Raw genomic sequence first — 19633 nt, 5'->3', positions numbered from 1 at the left:
AAAAAGAGCAATTTGCACAAGCAATTTAAAAAAAAAGTAATGATATTACTATTGTTTTTTTACTTCTTAATACTGATTTAATATTAAATTAATCCACTCTAATACAAATGGTATTGTGACCTTCTTCCCTTTAGGACCAAGTTTTTACAAATAAAAAACGCCGACCATCACTCCGAAGAGTTCCGGCCGGCGCGCAGAAGGGCATTAATCATAGGTGTGAAGTCTTCCTCTAGAACTTATAGTCCAACCGCAGGGTGACATTTCTAGGAGCCTCCATCAGTGCTGGCCGGATAGTGTATTCTTCGTTGAAAACATTCCCCAAAATGAAGGTGGCTTTTACTTTTTCGCTATGTGCATAAGCCAAACGTATATTATGTAACCAGTAGCCATCATTGTCTTTTTCACGGTACTCATTTAGGCCACCGATAAATAATAAGAATAAGGCATCTATGGCTTCCATATGACTATTGTAGAATGACTCTACACCCAAACGCAATTTGCCTAATTCTACCTCGCCGTCAAACTTGAAGCTATTGCGGAAACGGTATTTTAGTACATTATCATTACTCGAAGAGCCGATAGCGTTTTGTCCACCCAGGGTGCTGCCATCTGCTGGAACATTGGTGTCAAATTCATCAAATCGAGGGTCGATGGTTACCAACCCTGTCAGTAATTGAAATGGGACACTACCCAATTTTCCACGCCCGGCGATGGTGAACTCCAATCCTTGGATATTGGTACCTCCAATGTTGAGAGACTGAAAGCCAGAGCCTGTCCAGTTGAATTCAATCATGTCTTCATACTTCATGTAAAAAGCCGTGACATCAACAAAGCCTTCAAAAGCACCCAGTCGATAACCCTGTTTTATGCCAATTTCTGCCGACCAACCTGTTTCTGATTCGAGCGCTGGGCTAGGTTGAATAAAAAATCCTCCAGCATTGGTGAAGATGTATTTTTCGGCAATGGTAGGGTAGCGGTAACCTTGCCCCCAACTTGCGCGAATAAAAGTGCCCTCGGTCGCTTGGTAGTTAAGCCCAAACCGAAATACTGGACGACTTTCTTCTTCTGTAGTGGGAAGTATTGTGCTTTGGATGTTATTGAGCACATAATCGAAACCGGGGTTGTTAAGCTTGTTGTATTCGTAACGGAAACCAAAAGAGGCATTTAGACGTTTGCCAAATTTTTTATCTAATTGAGCAAAGGCCGCATAGTTTTGAGAGGTGAAAGTCGTATCTCCGTACAATTCTGCTTCTACACCAGTACCACTAGCAACCAAGCCACTGGTCAGCACTAGCCCTGAATTCTCAAATCGCCGTTGAAATTGGTACTCGGCGTAGTAGAGGTTGGAACGATTGCTTTGATTGCGATCATTATCATTGTCTACACTGTAAAACCTGCCCAGAAAACGATGACGGTTGTTTTTCTTATCGAAATAAGTAATCGTAGGGTCCAGATTGTAACGAAACCGCTTGCGTGTAGCTTGGGTAGTAGTATCGCCTACGTACGCTGTTTCAATACCTGACCAGTAAAAGTAAGAACCACTTTCACCGGCATTGAAATTACCAGCAAGGCCATAAGTCAGACGGTCGCTGGCACGATGCCGGATATTGAAGTTGGCGCGGCCAAACTTGCGGTATACATCCTTGCGGAAGCTTTCGTCGTTGAGGTAGTAGCCGCCAACAACAAGGTCAACTTTGTCGAATTTCTGGCGATGGCTCAGGCTGGCCCCTAGGCTACGCGGAGCGCTATCCCACCATTTGAGTTCTTCCCGTTTTGGGGTAAGGTGTACGGTAGAAAATAGGGAACCTTTGGTAATGGGCGTTGAGGTAGCGTATGCGGTGCGAACATTGACGATGCCGTTTAGCGCAGAAGAACCATAAAGTGCCGAGGAAGCCCCTTTGATAACTTCAACCTGCTGAATGACTTCCAATGGCACATCATCCCATTGGGGGAAACCAGCATCGGCCTGTAAAATGGGCACATCGTCCATCAAAAGAAGCACACGGCTACCGGCGCCTTGGCTATAGCCTGATCCTCCCCTGATATTGGCCTGACCATCGACAACCGTTACGCCAGGAACTTTCTGAAGGGCATCGTCAAGGGTTAATTTTCCAGTGCTTTCAATAAGATCAGGGCGCAAAATTTCGAGTGAAACGGTTACCTCACTCAACGGTTTTTCGTACTTACTACTACTTACGGTTGCAGTTTGTAGCAGGGTAGCCGCCTCTTCTAGAGCGATATTCCAGGTTGTTGTTTCACCAGCACTGACAGTTAATGTAGCAGAAGCAGTGGTGTAGCCAAGGTAGTTGGCTTTTACTTCATAGGTGCCTGCGGTTAGTTTTAACTCAAAAAAGCCATCATAGTCAGTGACGGTTCCGGCATCACCAGCGCGTACCGTAGCGGCAATAAGTGACTCTCCAGATTGTTTGTCAGTAATGGTGCCACTAATGGTTCCGGACTGGGAAAAAGCCAGGTTAGTGAGAAGCAGACTTAAAATTAGCCCACAGAAACGTGCGAATTGCAGCATAATTGAATGTTTATCCGTTGTTAGATATATCAAGCCTAAATTGATGTTAATTCGATGAATATCGAAATTTAATCAACTTTACTTGATAGGGAACAGCAATAGCAAAAGTTCTCCAGGAAGGGGATTAAGAGCAGTAGTGCTCTTTGGGAGTAAGAAGTGTGAATAGTTGCAAACGTCTTTTTTTCGAATTAATCAGATAATTCAAATTGAGACGCCGCAATATAGACCTTTGCCTGAAAATTTTAAAATTTCCTGTGCTAAATGAGACTATTTGACAATAAAATTCTTGATCAATCCTTTATACTGTCGGCAAAATTAGCCAATATTGCGTCTGAATTAAATCTTATACAAATGAAGAAACTTTTCCTTTTACCTCTTTTCGCCCTAATGTTGGGCAATTTTCAGTTAACTGCTCAAAGCGGTTGTACACCGGAAGAAATGCTGCCGGATACCGTTATCGTATTGCCTTTGCCTTACCAGGACGATTTTCCTGAGCGTGGCATTCAGGATACGGCTTGTGTAGCTGGATACTACGAGACTACGATCCAGTTACGTATTCCTGAAACGCTTACTGTTGGTACAACAGAAGTGGGTATCTCCCAAGTGGAGATTACTAGCCAGGGAATTAGTAACCTTCCAGCCGGTTTCGATTACATATGTAACCCTCCTTCTTGTGTATTCTTGCCAGAAGAAGTGGGGTGTATTCAACTGTATGGTGAAGCGGCTGTCGAAGATGTTGGAATGCATGATTTGAAAATTAATGTGCTGATTACTACGCAAATTGCTGCGCTTCCTTACACCTTACCTGATGGTAACTTGGTGCCCGGTAATTACTTCTTCTTCGTACGCCCTGAAGGTAGTGATAACTGCTTGGTAGACGCTACAGAAGTAACAGAGAATGCTTTTGACCTACGCATCCAGCCTAATCCGTTTTCTGACCTTTCAGAAATTTTTGTTGACCTTCCACAAGGTGGTAAGTACGACTTGCAGGTGTTTAATACACTGGGTACTTTGGTACAGCAGCGGTCTTTGGAGCTTGTAAGCGGCCAGAATTCTTTCCGCTTCGACGGATCTAACCTCGCTACCGGAATGTATATTTTCCGTCTTCAGCAAGGAGCTCAAGCAGCCTCAGGTCGTTTGTTGATCCAACGATAAGGGACAGCATGAAAATAAATATCCATTTATTTTCTGCATAATACTAAGCCCAAGGTAAAAGGATTGATATATAGTCAGATGGTTGGTTTTGCCCAAAATTGACCATCTGACCATTCCTTTTACTACTCGCCTTTATTTGAATAATAGCAACACCAATACAGTGACGTAAGCATTGTTTTACGTCCATATGTAAGGAATTTCGATATTTCCTTATCTTTCTACTGGAACTATCTACTTATCTCCGCCCACTAAACAGTAGAAACTATGTTGCGATTTGTACTCAATTTGCTGTTTGTCAGCGTATTTACTTTGTCTCTTGCAGCCCAGACAGGTTGCCCGGGTTGCTTGATTGATCTACCATTATTACCCGAAGACACCATCTACCTTTCGCCAGCTCCAGATGGGGAAGCTGGTACCTATTACAACGGAGACCTCAGTTTCCGTTTACCTTTAACAACCACTCCTGTTAACGCTTCTGATCCTACCATTCCAGCTGGACTAGATATCTCCCAGTTTACAATTCTGGCAGTAGCAGGTTTGCCTGCGGGGATGAATTGGGAAGCTAGCCAGACCAGCTTTGATACCGAAGAAGGTACCGATGGCTGTGTCAAATTTTGCGGCACGCCATTGCTCCCCGGCCTTTACATGGTAGAGGTGGTTATCGAGGCAGTCGTGTTGATCTTTCCCCAGCAAACTTCGTTTTCTTTTCCTTTGTTAATCAATCCAGCAGAAACAGTAACGGAAGGATTCACTGTTGTTAATAATAATGGTTGTGGATCGGTTACAGCCTCTTTTGTAAACAACGTACCCTCTGGTGGAGTCGAAGGCTTTTCGTACCTGTGGTTCTTTAACAACGGCAATTCAACGACGGCAGAGAATCCTGCTGATCAGACCTTTGATCAGCCCGGTGAATACCTGGTGAACTACCAGGCAATAGTAGATACTACAGGCTTTTTTATGACCCAAGTCAGCATCGAGCAATCTCCTTGTACCGATTTGTTTTCAGCATCTGACCTTAAGTTTGATCTTTTTGATCCCAATGGTGATCACGTATTTACTGCCCCAATTGTTGGGAATGCAACCTTGCCAATTACTTATAATGTTCTCATTCCAATTGGTGAAGGTACTTACGAGTTGCATGTCATTGATGACGATGGAGGATTGGATGGTGCGGATGACCTCTGTGGAATTATTGAATTCGGGCAAGGGGTCTCTGGTCTTTTGCAAGATGATGATGGAGACCTTCATGTCAATATTGAGTTGGTACACCCCGTAGATACCATCCGGTCAAGTGAAACAATCACCGTTTATGAAATACCTAATGATCCAATCCTGGCAATCGCAGAGGATAGCCCTTATTGTGACGGTGAAGTGGTGACGCTGGTAAGCTTAAATTATAACAATTCCCTCACTTGGTATAGGGATAGTGTTTTAGTAGTAGGTGCTACAACAGATACCCTTTTGGTGGAACAAGATGGTAGCTATTGGGCGACTTACACGACGGAAGATGGATGCCTTGCTACATCCTTGCCTATTGCTGTAGCCTTCACAGATAACCCTGAGGGTATTGACCTTATCCAGAATGGAAATTTACTTAGATTGGAAGATGAAAGTAACCTTCCGGTAGATTTCTCGTTTACTTGGTTATACGAAGGAGAATTAATACCATCGGCGACGGAGTTGCTACTATGTGCGGAAGCAGCGGGGACCTACACCTTGGTGATAACGGACAATGCTACGGGCTGTAGTACAAGTGCTGATATTGCTGCGGATTACGATGCTGAGGTGGATTGTACGACACCAACAGATAACATTGTAGATCAGGGGAGTTGGAATTTATTTCCTAATCCATTGAAAAGCTTCCTTTTCGTTGAAGGCCCAACAGGCGCTGATGCCGAAATTCGGATATTTGATGCCCTTGGAAGAGTAGTCATTAGCAAGCAGCCTGTCAGTGGAAATGATAGGGTAGAGGTACAGCAATTGAGCGCAGGAGCTTACTTTTACCAGTTGGTTTCAATAGAAGGAGAAACAATACAAACGGGGACCTTGATGAAGGTCGATTAATAAAAGAGAAAACTACACAATTACTACCGTATGAACATCAACCGATTTGGCATCATTGCTATGATGCTTTTGCTAAGCACGTTTGGATTTAGTCAAAATGATAACAAATTAGACCGGCACGCCATCTCGGCCAGGGTCCTAGGGGTAGACTACAGTACGCCTAATGATGCTGATTTAGCACCCACCGCTGGTCTTGAAGTCAGTTACCGCTATCTAATTACTAAGAATTTTGGCTTGGCCATCCCCCTAAAGATAGGTGTCGCTGATGTTATAGATGACTCCCAAAACCGGAATATCACCAGTTTTGATGCCTTATTACATGTCTATCCTTTTGGTGGCGAGCAAAAGCTGAAACCCTATTTGTTAGGGGGGATTGGTTACGTAATCGAGAACATCGATGAGGGCAATACCCAGATACCAGTAGGTCTTGGCATCAATTACATGTTGGGTAGTAACTCTTACCTTAGTATCCAAGGAGAATACCGGACATCAAGTGTTGAGAACCGGGATAATATTCAGCTTGGACTTGGTTACCTCTATCAGTTTGGAATCAAAGATACGGATGGCGATGGTGTCGCAGACGGCGAAGATGGCTGTCCTGAGATTTTTGGTCCTGTGGCTACTGCAGGGTGTCCTGACTCGGATAATGACGGTGTTGCCAATCAGGATGATGCTTGCCCGGAAGTGGCTGGCCCTGCTGCTACCAGTGGTTGCCCAGATACCGACGGTGATGGCATAGTGGATGCCAAAGATAGCTGCCCAGAAGTAGCAGGCCTTGCAGAGATGATGGGTTGCCCGGATACCGACGGTGATGGTGTGACGGATGCTGATGACCTGTGCCCCACGGATGCTGGCCCAGTTGATCAAGCTGGCTGCCCGGATACGGATGGTGATGGTATTCACGATGGCAATGATGAGTGTCCCAACGATGCAGGTATAGCTGCAAACAATGGTTGCCCCGGAAGTGACCGCGATGGCGATGGTGTTCTTGATGAAGCAGACGCTTGCCCGGATGTTAAAGGTCCAGCCTCCACTCAAGGCTGCCCTGATCGTGATGGCGACGGTGTTCGAGATATAGACGATCGCTGTCCAGATAAAGCTGGTCCTTATACCGGTTGCCCGGATACCGATGGCGATGGAGTTATCGATGCCGATGATCGCTGCCCAGAAGAGGCAGGGCTTACGTCTAACAAAGGGTGCCCGGAAATTGAGGAAGATGTACGTGAAGTACTTAATTTAGCCATGAGAGCCGTTCAGTTTGAGACAGGGAGTTCGGTCATCAAGCCCGAGTCTTTTGTTGTTCTTGATCAGATTGCGGATATCATGAAACGGTACCCTGCTTACCAGTTGCGTATTGCAGGGCATACTGATAATGTCGGAGATGCTAAGAGGAATCAAGAACTTTCTGAGGGGCGGGCAGCAGCTTGTTATGAGTACCTGCTGTCTAAGGGAGCGCGATCTACCCGTATCTCTTACGCTGGCTTTGGGGAAGATTACCCGATCTCACCGAATTCTACGAGCACAGGACGTACACTTAATCGGCGCGTGGAATTTGATTTGATTATTCAGTAGTCATGTAGGGTATTTATATAATATTTCCGGTCTGTCAACTGTCGTTGACGGACCGGAAGTATTTTTAGCCCTAATCAGTTATTTTAGAAAACCTGTAGTTTCCCAATACCGATGAGGACGTTATCTTCATCGGTAACTTGGTACATAAACATACCATTTGACAGCGATGCCGGAATTTCAACATCTAAGGAATTGCTTCCGTTTGAGGTATAATCAACAGTTTGCAGCACTCGTCCTTGTAGATCAATGAAACGAACCTGCCCCGAGGAGGTAAATTGCTCCAGAATGATCGTAATAGATGATGTAGTTGATGCAGGGTTCGGGAAGCTTTTTGCAACAGGTACCCTCAACTCCTCGGTGGAGGTGGCCATGTCAGCTACCTGAGACCAGTAAACAATACGATTAGTTGCTCCTCCACCTAGCGGTGATTCGGAGAGCAGGACTGGTGTGCCGATGCCAGGGGCATAGAAATTGTAAAAATTACGTCCCTTGGCAAGCCCTTGTTCTAAGCCAAAAGCATCCAGTATTGCTTGGGGTGCAAGGCTTCCACCTAGGAAAAAGCTATCCACCTCGACAAGGCTACCTTTCACTAGTAAAACCTCTATTTCTCCAGAGGGGTCACCATCAGACCTTGGTAGAATGATCGAACCATAACCAACGACTTCCCGTTCTTCGGTGATCGTTGTTCGGGTGAATGCTGGTGTCTGGTTCAGACCAAATGCGACTGCAGTTACTTCATAATTTAAGTCATAATAATAGCTTCCTTCCCATTGGTCTTGATAGGTCATTGGTAACTCCATGATGTTCGTTCGGCCCACGTAATCGAATTTGTTGGCGATATAGTCTATTCGATCATTAGCCCCACCTGAAAGAGGGGTTAGAGGCACAGTCAGGCTACCAAATGATCTTCCTGTACGATACCATCCGTCGGCATCTATGGCATCATAGAGATTACTGGTGACTTCAAAAGTAAAGCCTCCGAGAAAAAGTTCAATATCTGAGCTGAAATAATTCAAAGCATCGGTGAAATCGGGATCAGTGGTAGCGTCAGTGTAGACCGTTGTTTCAAGGACGCCCTCGCCTAGTGTACTGTAATCCCAGAGGATATTGGCTCCTTCCTCAGGAAAAGGGGTTCCTGGATCAGTTATTACCAGGGAACTATCCGTAAAGCTCGCCGGACGCAAGAGATCACTTTGTGTAATTGTTACCTGTGAAGCTCCAGGGAGCGCATAAAGAATAAAAATAAAAGCACTGAGGAGTAAAATTGCTTGTCTCATTTTTTGAATTTTTTTGATTAAAGTGCACAGCAACTTCCTTTGGTGATTCGTGGGACATCCACAAAACCAGCATTCCAAAGAAGCTTGACTACTTGTGTTTTAGTACCTTACAAAGGTGGGGACCAACTACAGGTGAGCGGTATCAAAAAATAAGGAAAGAGTATAAAATTGGGAAAGGCGGTATCAAAAACGACGCATATCCTATAAGTCATGGCGCATAGGCGCTATTACTGTAATAACGAACCCGGTGTTTGGCCATATTTATCGCCAAAACATTTGACAAAATAAGCAGTACTATTAAAGCCTGTTTGCATAGCAACTTCGGAAACATTGCCCGTTCCCTGTTGAAGCATCTCTTTTGCTTTTTGCAGGCGGAACGACTGGATGAATTTATTTGACGACTGGTCCGTAAGTGCGTTCAATTTCCGATTGAGTTGGCTGCGGCTAAGGCCTATCTCTCGGGCCAAAAACTCAACACTGAATTGTTCGTCAGATAAATGGGTGTCAATGATGGAACATACGTTTTCTAAAAAGGCCTTGTCAACGGCATTCGTGCCCACCGCTTGTGGTTCGATGGTGTTCGATTCGGAAAACTTCTTTCTTAATAGGAGCCTGGATGTGATGAGGTTTTTTGCTCTTATCCCGAGTTCCTTGGTATCAAAAGGCTTGACCAGGTAATCATCCGCTCCGATCTCCAGACCTTGCATCTTCTCTTCAATAGCAGCTTTGGCCGTTAGTAAGATGATAGGAATATGGCTGGTTCGTTGATCTTTTTTTAGTGTTGCGCAGACTTCATAGCCATCTTTTTTTGGCATCATAACATCACTGATGATTAAATCGGGCAGTAGCTCCAAGGCTTTGTCAATGCCCTCTTGTCCATCGATGGCCTCAATGATATTAAAAGACGAAATTAGGTGTTGCTTAATATAGGCTCTTACGGCATCATTGTCTTCAATGATCAAGGCTACGTGGGCTTCATTTTCCTCGTCACTATCATTGCTGGCAGTTGCCAATATTGGTGTTTCGATAGCAAGGCCCATATTTACCCAGTTTTCTAGCCTACTGGATGCTTCTGAAGCAACTAAGGATGAACTACTTTGAATTTCATGCTCTTTTAGATGCGATGTCCCTTTTTGAAAAATGATGGTAAAAGTAGTTCCTACTCCAGCCTTGCTTTCGACTTGAATCCTTCCTTTGTGTAATTCAACTAACTCCTTGACCAATGCCAACCCAATTCCGCTTCCTTCATCTTCACTCATTTTAGCACTGTCTGCTTGGAAAAAGCGATTGAAAATATTGGTCAGACGGGTAGAGGAAATACCTACACCATTATCTCTTACCAAAATTTCTACATGGTTTTTATGGTCGGTAATCATTACGGCTATTTCGCCATTTTCCTTGGTGAATTTAAAAGCATTAGATAAGAGGTTATAGAAAATTTTCTCCACCTTATCTTTGTCCACATACAAAGGAATATCTTCTTTTTGGGCTACAAAGTTGAATTGAATATGCTTCCGTTTTGCCAGCGATTCAAAAGACATTGCAATACCTTTTAGCATCGCCGGAAGGTTTTGTTCTACCGCAAACAATTCCATTTTATTGGCCTCCAGCTTAGATAAATCCAGGAGTTGATTGATCAATTGCAGTAAACGTTCCGCATTTTGATAAGCTAATTGCAGACGACTTCTGTCTTCAGCTATCTCGGTATTTTTCAATACATCTTTGATGGGGCCCATCACCAAGGTAAGTGGCGTTCGAAACTCATGAGAGATATTCGCAAAAAAACGAGACTTTACTTGGTCCAGTTCTTTAAAGCGCTCTTTCTCTACTCTAATAGTATCGATTTTGTCGAAAATACCGTAAAAGAGGATACCTGAAAAAAGCACTGTTCCTATTTGAAAAGCATAATCGGTGCCCGGGCTAGAAGGGATATAGCCGGAAAGACCCAGTATAAACAATATGGCACCTAAGAATAAAACAATCGCTGAAACCAATAGAATGATAGAAGATTTATCTTTTTTTCGAGCAGATAAAATAATGATTGTCATGCTAATCAATAGCAAAATAAGCGTGAGGTAGTCAGAAACGGTATTTATCCAGAGCCAGTCATCGTAAAACAATTTAAAGACAAGAGGGAAGATCGTTATGAATAAACAATAGTATAAATAGCCTGTGAAAACCTTGTTGTTACGTGCTCGAAGGTCAATGTAGTTGCTTATAAACATCGTGGAGGATAGCAAAATACAGGGCACAATCAATGTTAGGTCTAGTCTTTTTGATGCTTTAGGATGGTGGTTGAAAATTAGCTCTGTCAGGCCGTAGAACGACGCAAAATAAGCGGTGAAAGAGAACATCATTAAAGAGAACCAAATAAAGACGTTTTCCCTAAACATAGCGTACATGAAAAGGCTAACGAGACCGAAAAAGAGCATGGTTCCGGCATAGAAACTCTGTAACGAATTAGTGGTTATTTGATCCCTGTCCAGTATATTTCGAGGGATTACCCTCAGGGTCGACAAACATTTATTAGAGCAAACGAGTGAATTGTAACGCATCTTGAAGTAATACGTTGTTGTTTCTCCCGGGTATAGACTAAATGGAAGGTTACTTCGGTTGCTTGACAGGCTTTTTTCTGATGGCCTTAGGCTGTTGCCTGTGATAGCCACATCTATAACCTTTCCATTTTGAATGGTGTACATCCAAATAGAGTCAATGAATGTAAATAAGCGAAAATAACCATCAAACCTGTCATTGCCTTCATTGGTCAATGTTACGCTTGTCCATAAGACTAAAGGAGCACTGAGTTTTGCATCGTCTTCTAGCGGAATAAACTTAGAGCTTGATAAGCTAAGGATTTCTTCAAAGCTATATGTTGCTTCCTTGTCAAGGAAAAAGCCTAGAGAATCGGTAAAGTTAGGGCTGTTGTTGGTGTTCTCATTAAAGTTATAGCTGATGTTACTTCCGAACATCTGCAAACAAGAAACCAGCAAAATCAACAGGAGTATTGGCCGCTGCATTTTTTAGGCGTTGAAATACAGCGTGGCAGTAATAGTTCCGCTGTTACGGCTTAAAGATATAGCTATTGAGTATAGACTGTATCACAATTATTAAAAGGTTTTCTATTCTCCTGATAGGGGGAGCTCCTATTAGTAACCTATTGACTTCTTGCCAGCCTTGTTCAATTCTTTCCGTATAGCGGCCATACGCAAGGCTGTGGTGGCTGCTTCTACGCCTTTGTTGCCATGTTTTCCACCAGCACGATCAAGCGCTTGCTGCTCGTCATTGGGGGTCAGTAAGCCGAAAATAAAAGGACGCCCCGAAGTAAGACCCAAATTTGTCAATCCCTGAGCTACTGCCATATTGATGTATTCATTATGGGAAGTTTCTCCTTTGATAACGCATCCCAGGCAAATTACGGCATCGCAATTGTAGCGACCTGCTAGCATCCTTGCGCCAGCAGTTAATTCAAAAGCACCAGGAACCTGAATGGTGTGGATGTTATCAGCTTGAGCACCGTGCTTGACGAGGGTGTCATAGCATCCTTCGTAAAGTGCGTGGGTTATTTTTTCGTTCCAATCTGCGACAACAATTCCGAGGGTGAAATCTTCAGCATTTGGCATGCTATCGTTGTCGTAGGAGGATAAGTTTTTTAGAGCACTGGCCATAACTTTGCAAAATAATTGGTTGAAAAAACAAAAGGTAAGGTGTTATCAATAACACCTTACCTTTTATTAGGTTCTAAACAACAGATTCCTGTTTATCCTTGTACCCGAACGAGATACTTTTCAATATCGTTAGCTTGAGGGGTGTTGTGGTACTCCTCTTTGATCGTTTGATAAGCTTCCCGAGCAGCTGCAGCATTACCCTGGCGCTCATTGAGCATGCCTACCTTCATCAGGTAATAAGCAGAAATCAAAGGGTTATTGCTTTTTCCTACTGCTTTATTGTAAGAAGAAAGAGCCTTGTCAAAGTCTCCTTTCTCAGAATAGGCATCACCTAATGCACCAACTGCCATAGCAGGAGTGACATCGCCAGCAGGGCTGAAGTCGCTCAGGTAGTCAATTGCAGCATCAAACTGCCCCAACTGCAAATAGCTGATACCAGCGTAGTACAGTGCCAAGTTGCCTGCTGCAGTGCTGCCGTATTGGTCAGCAATATCAACAAAACCAAGGAATCCAGCTCCAGGGTTGGTCAATGCAAGCGCAAAGGAATCACGTTCGAATTGTACTTGTGCCTGGGCTATTTGTTCAATAGCCTCGTTCTCCTTTGGTAATTTCACCATCTGACGGTAAAGGAGGTAACCACCTACTATTACTAAGAGCCCAACGAGTAGGTAAGTAATGGTATTTTTATTCTCTTCAAAAATCTCATTGATGGATTTTTGCCCTACAGCATCCGCTAAGGTTTCTTCGTTTGGCAGACTGCCTTTATTATCCTTTGCCATTGTTGCTTTTTACTGCGTTTGATTTAAAACGCGGCAAAGATAAACAAAAAAGCGGCAGTACCACATTGTGGACTGCCGCTTTTTTTTCTTATTTGAATTAAATAAGGAATGCCCTTATTTAAAGCCCTGATTTTATGTGAGATATGGGTAATCTTCCTGAAGGTAGTTATCCGTATACAGCTCTGACGCATCGGGTAATGGAGACTCTTCGGCAAATTTGTAGGCATGATCAATTTCTACTTTGACCGCATCCTGGATTGTTTTGATTTCTTTCTCAGTAGCAATTTTACCATCGAGAATTGTTTTTTCAATCATTTTGATTGGATCGCGATCTTGGTATTCTTTGACCTCTTCCTTGGTCCGGTATTTTGCAGGGTCGGAAACAGAGTGTCCTTTGTAGCGATAAGTCCGGATTTCCAGATAGAAAGGTCCTTTACCTGAGCGAATATGTGCTGCTGCTCTGCCTACGGCTTCGTGGACTGCAACAGGATCCATACCATCTACGGATTCGGTAGGCATCTCATAAGAGAGACCTAGTTTAGACATATCCGTAACGTTGGAAGTACGCTCAATAGAGGTTCCCATGGCATAGCCATTGTTCTCAAGGATGTACAAAACTGGAATTTTCCAGGTCATGGCCATGTTAAATGCTTCGTGCAAAGCTCCTTGGCGTGCGGCACCATCTCCAAACATGGTAACACAAAGATTTTCGGTGCCTTTGTATTTTTCTGCAAAAGCGATGCCTGTGCCGATAGGAATTTGTGCACCAACGATGCCGTTTCCACCGAAGTAGTGGTGTTCTTTACTGAAAAAGTGCATAGAACCACCTTTGCCTTTGTTGGCACCCGTTGCTTTGCCAAATAGTTCGGCCATAGCAGCATCAGAGGTAATCCCTCTGCCAAGTGCAATTCCGTGTTGGCGATAAGCTGTAACGATGGCATCTCCTTCTATCAGAGCAGATTCAATGCCGGCAGCCACTGCCTCCTGACCAATGTATACATGGCAAAATCCCCTTACTTTTTGCTGCCCGTAAGCCATGAGCGCTTTCTGCTCAAACTTGCGAATTCTAAGCATTAGGGTATACCATTCCAGGTATTGCTCTTTGCTGTAGGTTGGTTTTTTCTTGCTGGTAGCTCTCTTCTTCGTCGGTGCTGCTGTTGCCATAAGCGAGTTGTCGCTGTTTGATGAATAATTGGTTACTAATTCAGGATCATCATCCCAAGCTTCTAAAGATACGTATAATATTTTACGTTCTATATTGCAAACAAGCGATTCTCAGCTTGGTTTGTTCGCCAAAGGCAAAGAAACGGATTTTTTAGCTTTTGCGGAAAGAGGAATGATAATTTACTGCGAACTCTTCTGGATTTAGCCTCTGATTTTCACTGTTTTTGTAAAAGAATATTGAATAAACAGCATGACGATTACCAGTAGTTTATGGCCTTAAGCCAGTATCTCTGCCTTGATTTATTCTTCTCTTCCTTATATTGGTTATTATTGATATTCTGTTTACCTTTGCGCCCGCCTGACGCAGATAGTCAGGTGATTTATTAAACGTTGCTATAACTGATTCTCGAAATCACTACTGGCGCAAACTTTTATCATGGCAGTTTATCTTTCAAAAGAAAAGAAAGCGGAAATTTTCACAGAGTACGGTGGTACGGACAAGAACACAGGTTCTACCGAAGGCCAAATCGCTCTATTTACTTACCGTATTCAGGAGCTGAGTCAGCACCTGAAGGAGCATCCAAAAGATCATGCTTGTCGTAAAGCACTGTTGACAATGGTTGGTCGTCGTAAGCAAATGTTAACTTACCTGGCCAAGAAAGACTTGGAAGGTTACCGTGGCCTGATCGAAAAATTAGGTATCCGTAATATTCGCAAATAAGCGAAAAGAACTACCAAACGCTGTCTCTATGTTGAGGCAGCGTTTTTTATATTTATTTCATTGCAGCTACCCAACACTATCTTTACGCGCTTGGAGAAAGGAAAATTAATGAGCGCGACCGATTTTTTTCATGTAGTTGCGCTCAAAAATGTTTTATGGGACAAAAGAATCCTATCACTTCGTCCTTCAACTTGCCTGACGGACGAGAAGTGGTTATTGAAACCGGCAAGTTAGCGACCCAAGCCGATGGCTCGGTAGTCGTACGCATGGGAAACACCATGTTGTTTTGTTCTGTAGTCTCTTCTACACAACTACGTGAAGGCCAGTCTTTCTTTCCTCTATCGGTAGATTATCAGGAGAAATTTGCGGCAGCAGGCCGTATTCCCGGTAATTTTTTCCGTCGGGAAACCAGATTGAATGATTACGAAATACTTACATCTCGTTTGGTAGACCGGGCGATTCGCCCATTGTTTCCTGATGGTTACATGTATGATACCCAAGTTATCATCAACCTTATCTCAGGAGATGCAGATGTTCCACCTGATGCCTTGACAGCCTTGGCTGCCAGTGCAGCTATTGCCGTTTCTGATATTCCTTTTGCTGGCCCAATTTCCGAAGTACGGGTTGGCCGCGTTGATGGGGAATATGTGGTTAACCCTAATTTTAGCGTACTTGAGAATGCTGATATGGATATCATCGTTGCAGCCACTATGGACAACGTAATGATGGTAGAAGGCGAAGCTGACGAATGTTCAGAAGCTGATCTCGTAGGAGCTATCAAAGTTGGACATGAAGCTATAAAAGTGCAGATTCAAGCACAGCTTGAGTTAGCTAAGAAGGTAGGCGAAAAAGCAAGCAACAAGCGTCCATTCGAATTACCTCCAGTAGATGAAGATTTGAAAGCAGAGATCAAAAAAATCTCTCACGATGGTCTTTACAAGGTATGTAAAGGTGCTCACAACAAGGAGGATCGTAAAGCTGGCTTTTCTGCAGTAAAAGATGCGGTGAAAGAAAGTCTTCTTGAAAGCAAAGGAGAAGAGTGGATCGCTGAAAACTGGGGAACTGCTAAAGAGATGCTCTATAAGTACCAAAAGGAAGTTATCCGCGAGATGGTTATGGGAGAAGGTGTACGCCTTGATGGCCGTCTACCAAACGAAATTCGCCCAATTTGGTGTGAAACCAGTTACTTGCCTTCTACGCACGGCTCTGCTATCTTTAATCGTGGAGAAACGCAAAGTTTAACTTCGTTGACCTTAGGTACGAAGTCAGACAAGGCTATGGTAGATAAGGCTTTAGGCCTTGTTTTTGATGATTTTATCTTGCACTATAATTTCCCTGCCTATTCTGTGGGTGAGACCAAGCCAATGCGTGGCCCTGGTCGTCGGGAAGTAGGACACGCCAATCTTGCCGGACGTTCTTTGCGTAAAGTATTACCAGAAGAGGTGCCTTACACCATTCGTATCGTAAGTGATATTATGGAGTCAAATGGCTCATCTTCTATGGCTACTGTTTGTGCAGGAACACTAGCACTGATGGATGCAGGTATCCACATTGCAGCTCCTGTTTCAGGTATTGCAATGGGTATGGTTGCTGACGAGAATCGCGTAGTTATCCTTTCTGATATTCTTGGTGACGAGGATGCAGTGGGAGATATGGACTTCAAACTGACAGGAACCCGTAAGGGGATTACCGCTTGTCAGATGGATATCAAAATCGAAGGATTACCATACGAGGAACTGACCAAAGCATTGGAGCAAGCTCGTACTGGTCGTATCCACATCTTGGATGAAATGGCTAAGGAGTTGGCTGAACCTCGCGAGGATCTCAAGCCACACGCACCACGTATTGTTCAGGTACACATCGAGAAGTCGTTCATTGGAGCGGTTATCGGACCTGGCGGTAAAGTTGTTCAAGAACTACAAAAAGAAACCGGTACCGTCATCAATATCGAAGAGGTAGATGACCACGGTGTAGTAAGTATTGCGAGTAATGACAAAGAAGCTATTGATAAGGCCGTTGCTGCCATCAATCGTATTGCCTTTACTCCTAAGGTTGGTGAAGCGTACGATGCAGTTGTAAAGACGATTATGCCATATGGTGTATTCGTTGACTTTAGCGGCCGTAGTGGATTACTTCACGTATCTGAAATCAGCCACTCTCGCATCGAAAACGTAGAAGATCATTTCAGCGAAGGAGATGAAGTTCGGGTGAAACTGATCGACGTAGATAACCGTACAGGTAAGTTGCGTCTTTCTGCGAAAGCGCTTATCCCTCGCCCAGAAGGAGGTGGAGATCGCCGCGATGACCGCAGAGATGATCGCCGCGGAGGTGGAGATCGCCGTGACGACCGCCGTGGAGGTGACCGTCGTGATGATCGCCGTCGTGACGATCGTCGTGATGACCGTCGCCGTGACTAGCATTTTCCTCTTCGGAGATAGAATATTAAGCCCCGGGTTAGAAATAACTTGGGGCTTTTTTATTGTTGAAAAGGAACTAATACCAACAAAGTTTCGTATTTTCAGGAAAATAATGTAGTCTAATCAAAGTGATGCAAGCAACAATATGGGGTCCTTAAACGTATTTGAATAAGGAGTTACTGCTTGCCAATATTTCACAAAAGGTACCAAATGAATTGTCCATGCGTCAGTTAAAGATCACAAATAAAATTACCTCAAGAGAGAGCTTAGCGCTTGATAAGTATCTCACGGATATAGGGAAAATTTCGTTGCTTTCAGCGGAAGAAGAGGCCGCCTTGGCACGCCAAATTCGGGAAGGTGATCAGGAAGCTCTGGATAAACTTACCAAAGCAAATCTACGCTTTGTAGTTTCTGTCGCAAAACAATACCAAAACCAAGGATTGTCATTACCTGATCTTATCAATGAAGGCAATGTTGGATTAATGAAAGCGGCACGCCGCTTTGATGAAACCAAAGGGTTCAAGTTTATCTCCTACGCAGTATGGTGGATTCGACAGTCTATTTTACAAGCAATTGTAGAGTATTCTCGGATTGTTCGTCTACCATTGAATAAGGTAGGTTCTTACCACAAAATCAACGGAGCTTTTCGTTCTTTTGTTCAGGAGTTTGAGCGTGAACCAACGAATGAAGAACTAGCTGAATTACTGAACATCACTCCTAAGGATGTAGCGAATGTCCTTAAAGGAAACACCCGTCATGTTTCTGTAGATGCCCCTGTATCTTCAGAGGAGGGGAGTGCTACCATGTTGGATTTTATCACCTCAGGTGATGAAGACCTTCCGGATAATCAGCTGATGGAAGAATCACTTAAGGAAGAAGTACAGCAAGGATTGTCAATTCTATCTCCTCGGGAAATAGAAGTACTGTCTACTTATTATGGCCTTAATGGCTATAAAGCACTTACGCTAGAAGAGATTGGCGATTTATATGGGCTCACACGCGAGCGCGTCCGTCAAATCAAAGAAAGAGCTATCCGTCGCCTGCGAAAGTCTTATAATCGTAATATGTTAAGGTCTTTCCTGGGATAGATGAAAAGTTTATTTATAGCTTGAAAGAGCCATTCGTACTTAGTGCGAATGGCTCTTTTTGTGTGCTCCTAATAGTAGAAAGAACAAGAGCAGGTCGCCCCATTGGCCAACCTGCTCTTCTTTATTAGCTGGTTAACCAGCTAACCATTTTGATAAAAAACTTAGTTTTTCGCCAAAATGTAGGTGTAGATAGCATTGGTAAGATCAAGTGTTACCGTATAGTTACCCGATTCTGCAACGGGAATATCAGCACCGCCGTACTCCATTTTGCCATCGGTATCATTGTCACCAAGGTCCAGATCCCAGCCATCATTGACCCGGAATTTAATATTTGCACCGCCAACCAAGTCTATATCAACGGTCCAAAGGCCAGTTACTTGGTCATAGTTCATATCGGTATCAGTATCCCATCCTCCTGGAGTAGCATCGCCAATAATTCCCCAGTCAGTTCTTAAAGAACTGTGAGTGAGTGTGTTAATATCTACCGAGAAACGGTAAACACCAGCAGTGCCAAGTACAATATTATCTCCATTAGCATCTAAAGTACCGTCGGCACCAGTGTCTCCCCAATTGACATCCCAGCTTGGGCCATCAGCGAATTTATGTTCAGCACCATCTTCACCAATGTAGAGGTAGCCGTCAAAGTTACCATCACTATTAGCTGAATAGATGACTGTTGCTTCATTTTCTACATCCCAACCCTGATAGCTGCCTGGAACTTGTAGTTTGGGGTAGTCAATCTCCACAGCTACCGGAGAAACACTCACGGTTATGGCTGCTGAAATCAATTCATCCAGTTCGCCGCTAGCAGAAGCACGTACGCGAATTTCCATATCAGTAAATTCACCACCGGGTAACCCTTTAGCCACCATAATATTGTTGACCTTAGAATTGACTACTGAAACATCATCACTCGTAGATGTGCCCAGCTCAACAGCTTCTGCAAAGCTATTTCCAGCGACATCTATCTCTACTTTGTAATTGACAGCCGCCGCAAAGCCAAAGTCGGCAGGAGTCCAGCTGATGGTGGCAAACTCATCGGCAAGGTTATCTTCTGTAATGTCTACGGATAAACCTGCTCCAGGGGAAGTGATCACCGGTGCATCACCCAATTGGGCCACTACGAGGTCGCGGTCGTCTTCACAGCCGAAAGCAAAAATGCTCAGTGCAAGGGACCACATGAAATATTTTTTTAACATCATTT

Annotated in this window: 13 protein-coding genes; 6 read left to right on the top strand and 7 right to left on the bottom strand. The window is 43.8% G+C overall.

Features of this window, described 5'->3' with window-relative positions; all coding sequences use genetic code 11:
* Nucleotides 1–229: 229 nt before the first annotated feature.
* Entirely contained in the window at nt 230–2527 is a 2298-nt protein-coding gene (locus ACRBG0_RS24465) for a TonB-dependent receptor (protein ID WP_431489465.1), read from the bottom strand.
* Between the two features lie 351 nt (nt 2528–2878).
* Here ACRBG0_RS24465 and ACRBG0_RS24460 point away from each other — a divergent pair, with 351 nt between their 5' ends.
* The 3 genes from ACRBG0_RS24460 to ACRBG0_RS24450 all read left to right on the top strand — a co-directional run bounded on the left by ACRBG0_RS24460 (nt 2879) and on the right by ACRBG0_RS24450 (nt 7318).
* On the top strand, nt 2879–3682 hold the full coding sequence (locus tag ACRBG0_RS24460; RefSeq protein WP_431489464.1) for a T9SS type A sorting domain-containing protein: 804 nt from the start codon (nt 2879–2881) through the stop codon (nt 3680–3682).
* Between the two features lie 264 nt (nt 3683–3946).
* Nucleotides 3947–5746: a T9SS type A sorting domain-containing protein gene (locus ACRBG0_RS24455; protein WP_431489463.1), complete on the top strand. Its 1800-nt coding sequence runs from the start codon at nt 3947–3949 to the stop codon at nt 5744–5746.
* Nucleotides 5747–5776: 30 nt separating this feature from the next.
* Nucleotides 5777–7318: an OmpA family protein gene (locus ACRBG0_RS24450; protein WP_431489462.1), complete on the top strand. Its 1542-nt coding sequence runs from the start codon at nt 5777–5779 to the stop codon at nt 7316–7318.
* A gap of 83 nt (nt 7319–7401) precedes the next feature.
* Here the strand turns inward: ACRBG0_RS24450 and ACRBG0_RS24445 are convergent, their stop codons facing one another.
* The 5 genes from ACRBG0_RS24445 to pdhA all read right to left on the bottom strand — a co-directional run bounded on the left by ACRBG0_RS24445 (nt 7402) and on the right by pdhA (nt 14203).
* Nucleotides 7402–8595: a T9SS type A sorting domain-containing protein gene (locus ACRBG0_RS24445; RefSeq protein WP_431489461.1), complete on the bottom strand. Its 1194-nt coding sequence runs from the start codon at nt 8593–8595 to the stop codon at nt 7402–7404.
* 227 nt (nt 8596–8822) lie between these two features.
* A complete protein-coding gene (locus ACRBG0_RS24440; RefSeq protein WP_431489460.1) occupies nt 8823–11612 on the bottom strand; it encodes an ATP-binding protein in 2790 nt (929 codons plus the stop codon).
* 129 nt (nt 11613–11741) lie between these two features.
* Nucleotides 11742–12260: a 6,7-dimethyl-8-ribityllumazine synthase gene (gene ribH / locus ACRBG0_RS24435; protein ID WP_431489459.1), complete on the bottom strand. Its 519-nt coding sequence runs from the start codon at nt 12258–12260 to the stop codon at nt 11742–11744.
* A gap of 92 nt (nt 12261–12352) precedes the next feature.
* Entirely contained in the window at nt 12353–13039 is a 687-nt protein-coding gene (locus tag ACRBG0_RS24430) for a tetratricopeptide repeat protein (protein ID WP_431489458.1), read from the bottom strand.
* Between the two features lie 132 nt (nt 13040–13171).
* Nucleotides 13172–14203 (bottom strand): pyruvate dehydrogenase (acetyl-transferring) E1 component subunit alpha, encoded by a 1032-nt coding sequence (gene pdhA, locus ACRBG0_RS24425; RefSeq protein ID WP_431489457.1) that lies wholly within the window; start codon nt 14201–14203, stop codon nt 13172–13174.
* Nucleotides 14204–14639: 436 nt separating this feature from the next.
* On the opposite strand from pdhA, the gene rpsO reads away from it, so the two are divergent.
* The 3 genes from rpsO (at nt 14640) to ACRBG0_RS24410 (ending at nt 18429) form a co-directional block, all read left to right on the top strand.
* Complete coding sequence (rpsO, locus tag ACRBG0_RS24420) at nt 14640–14924, top strand: 30S ribosomal protein S15 (protein WP_431489456.1); 285 nt, start codon at nt 14640–14642, stop codon at nt 14922–14924.
* A 155-nt stretch (nt 14925–15079) separates the two neighbouring features.
* Nucleotides 15080–17341, top strand: a complete 2262-nt coding sequence (pnp, locus tag ACRBG0_RS24415; RefSeq protein WP_431489455.1) for a polyribonucleotide nucleotidyltransferase — start codon at nt 15080–15082, stop codon at nt 17339–17341.
* Nucleotides 17342–17562: 221 nt separating this feature from the next.
* Nucleotides 17563–18429, top strand: coding sequence for a sigma-70 family RNA polymerase sigma factor (locus ACRBG0_RS24410; protein ID WP_020534280.1), 867 nt, complete (start codon nt 17563–17565; stop codon nt 18427–18429).
* A 161-nt stretch (nt 18430–18590) separates the two neighbouring features.
* Here the strand turns inward: ACRBG0_RS24410 and ACRBG0_RS24405 are convergent, their stop codons facing one another.
* Nucleotides 18591–19610, bottom strand: coding sequence for a SusE domain-containing protein (locus tag ACRBG0_RS24405; RefSeq protein ID WP_431489454.1), 1020 nt, complete (start codon nt 19608–19610; stop codon nt 18591–18593).
* Nucleotides 19611–19633: the final 23 nt, after the last annotated feature.

It is taken from the genome of Lewinella sp., from assembly GCF_050633125.1.
GTDB lineage: Bacteria > Bacteroidota > Bacteroidia > Chitinophagales > Saprospiraceae > Lewinella.
This window is presented reverse-complemented; position numbering and strand designations above follow the sequence as displayed.

Coding starts and splice junctions, on each gene's coding strand:
- ACRBG0_RS24445 (WP_431489461.1), bottom strand. CDS start 8,595: ATGAGACAAGCAATTTTACTCCTCAGTGCTTTTATTTTTATTCTTTAT.
- ACRBG0_RS24430 (WP_431489458.1), bottom strand. CDS start 13,039: ATGGCAAAGGATAATAAAGGCAGTCTGCCAAACGAAGAAACCTTAGCG.
- ribH (WP_431489459.1), bottom strand. CDS start 12,260: ATGGCCAGTGCTCTAAAAAACTTATCCTCCTACGACAACGATAGCATG.
- ACRBG0_RS24440 (WP_431489460.1), bottom strand. CDS start 11,612: ATGCAGCGGCCAATACTCCTGTTGATTTTGCTGGTTTCTTGTTTGCAG.
- ACRBG0_RS24455 (WP_431489463.1), top strand. CDS start 3,947: ATGTTGCGATTTGTACTCAATTTGCTGTTTGTCAGCGTATTTACTTTG.
- pnp (WP_431489455.1), top strand. CDS start 15,080: ATGGGACAAAAGAATCCTATCACTTCGTCCTTCAACTTGCCTGACGGA.
- ACRBG0_RS24465 (WP_431489465.1), bottom strand. CDS start 2,527: ATGCTGCAATTCGCACGTTTCTGTGGGCTAATTTTAAGTCTGCTTCTC.
- ACRBG0_RS24450 (WP_431489462.1), top strand. CDS start 5,777: ATGAACATCAACCGATTTGGCATCATTGCTATGATGCTTTTGCTAAGC.
- rpsO (WP_431489456.1), top strand. CDS start 14,640: ATGGCAGTTTATCTTTCAAAAGAAAAGAAAGCGGAAATTTTCACAGAG.
- ACRBG0_RS24410 (WP_020534280.1), top strand. CDS start 17,563: ATGCGTCAGTTAAAGATCACAAATAAAATTACCTCAAGAGAGAGCTTA.
- ACRBG0_RS24460 (WP_431489464.1), top strand. CDS start 2,879: ATGAAGAAACTTTTCCTTTTACCTCTTTTCGCCCTAATGTTGGGCAAT.
- pdhA (WP_431489457.1), bottom strand. CDS start 14,203: ATGGCAACAGCAGCACCGACGAAGAAGAGAGCTACCAGCAAGAAAAAA.
- ACRBG0_RS24405 (WP_431489454.1), bottom strand. CDS start 19,610: ATGTGGTCCCTTGCACTGAGCATTTTTGCTTTCGGCTGTGAAGACGAC.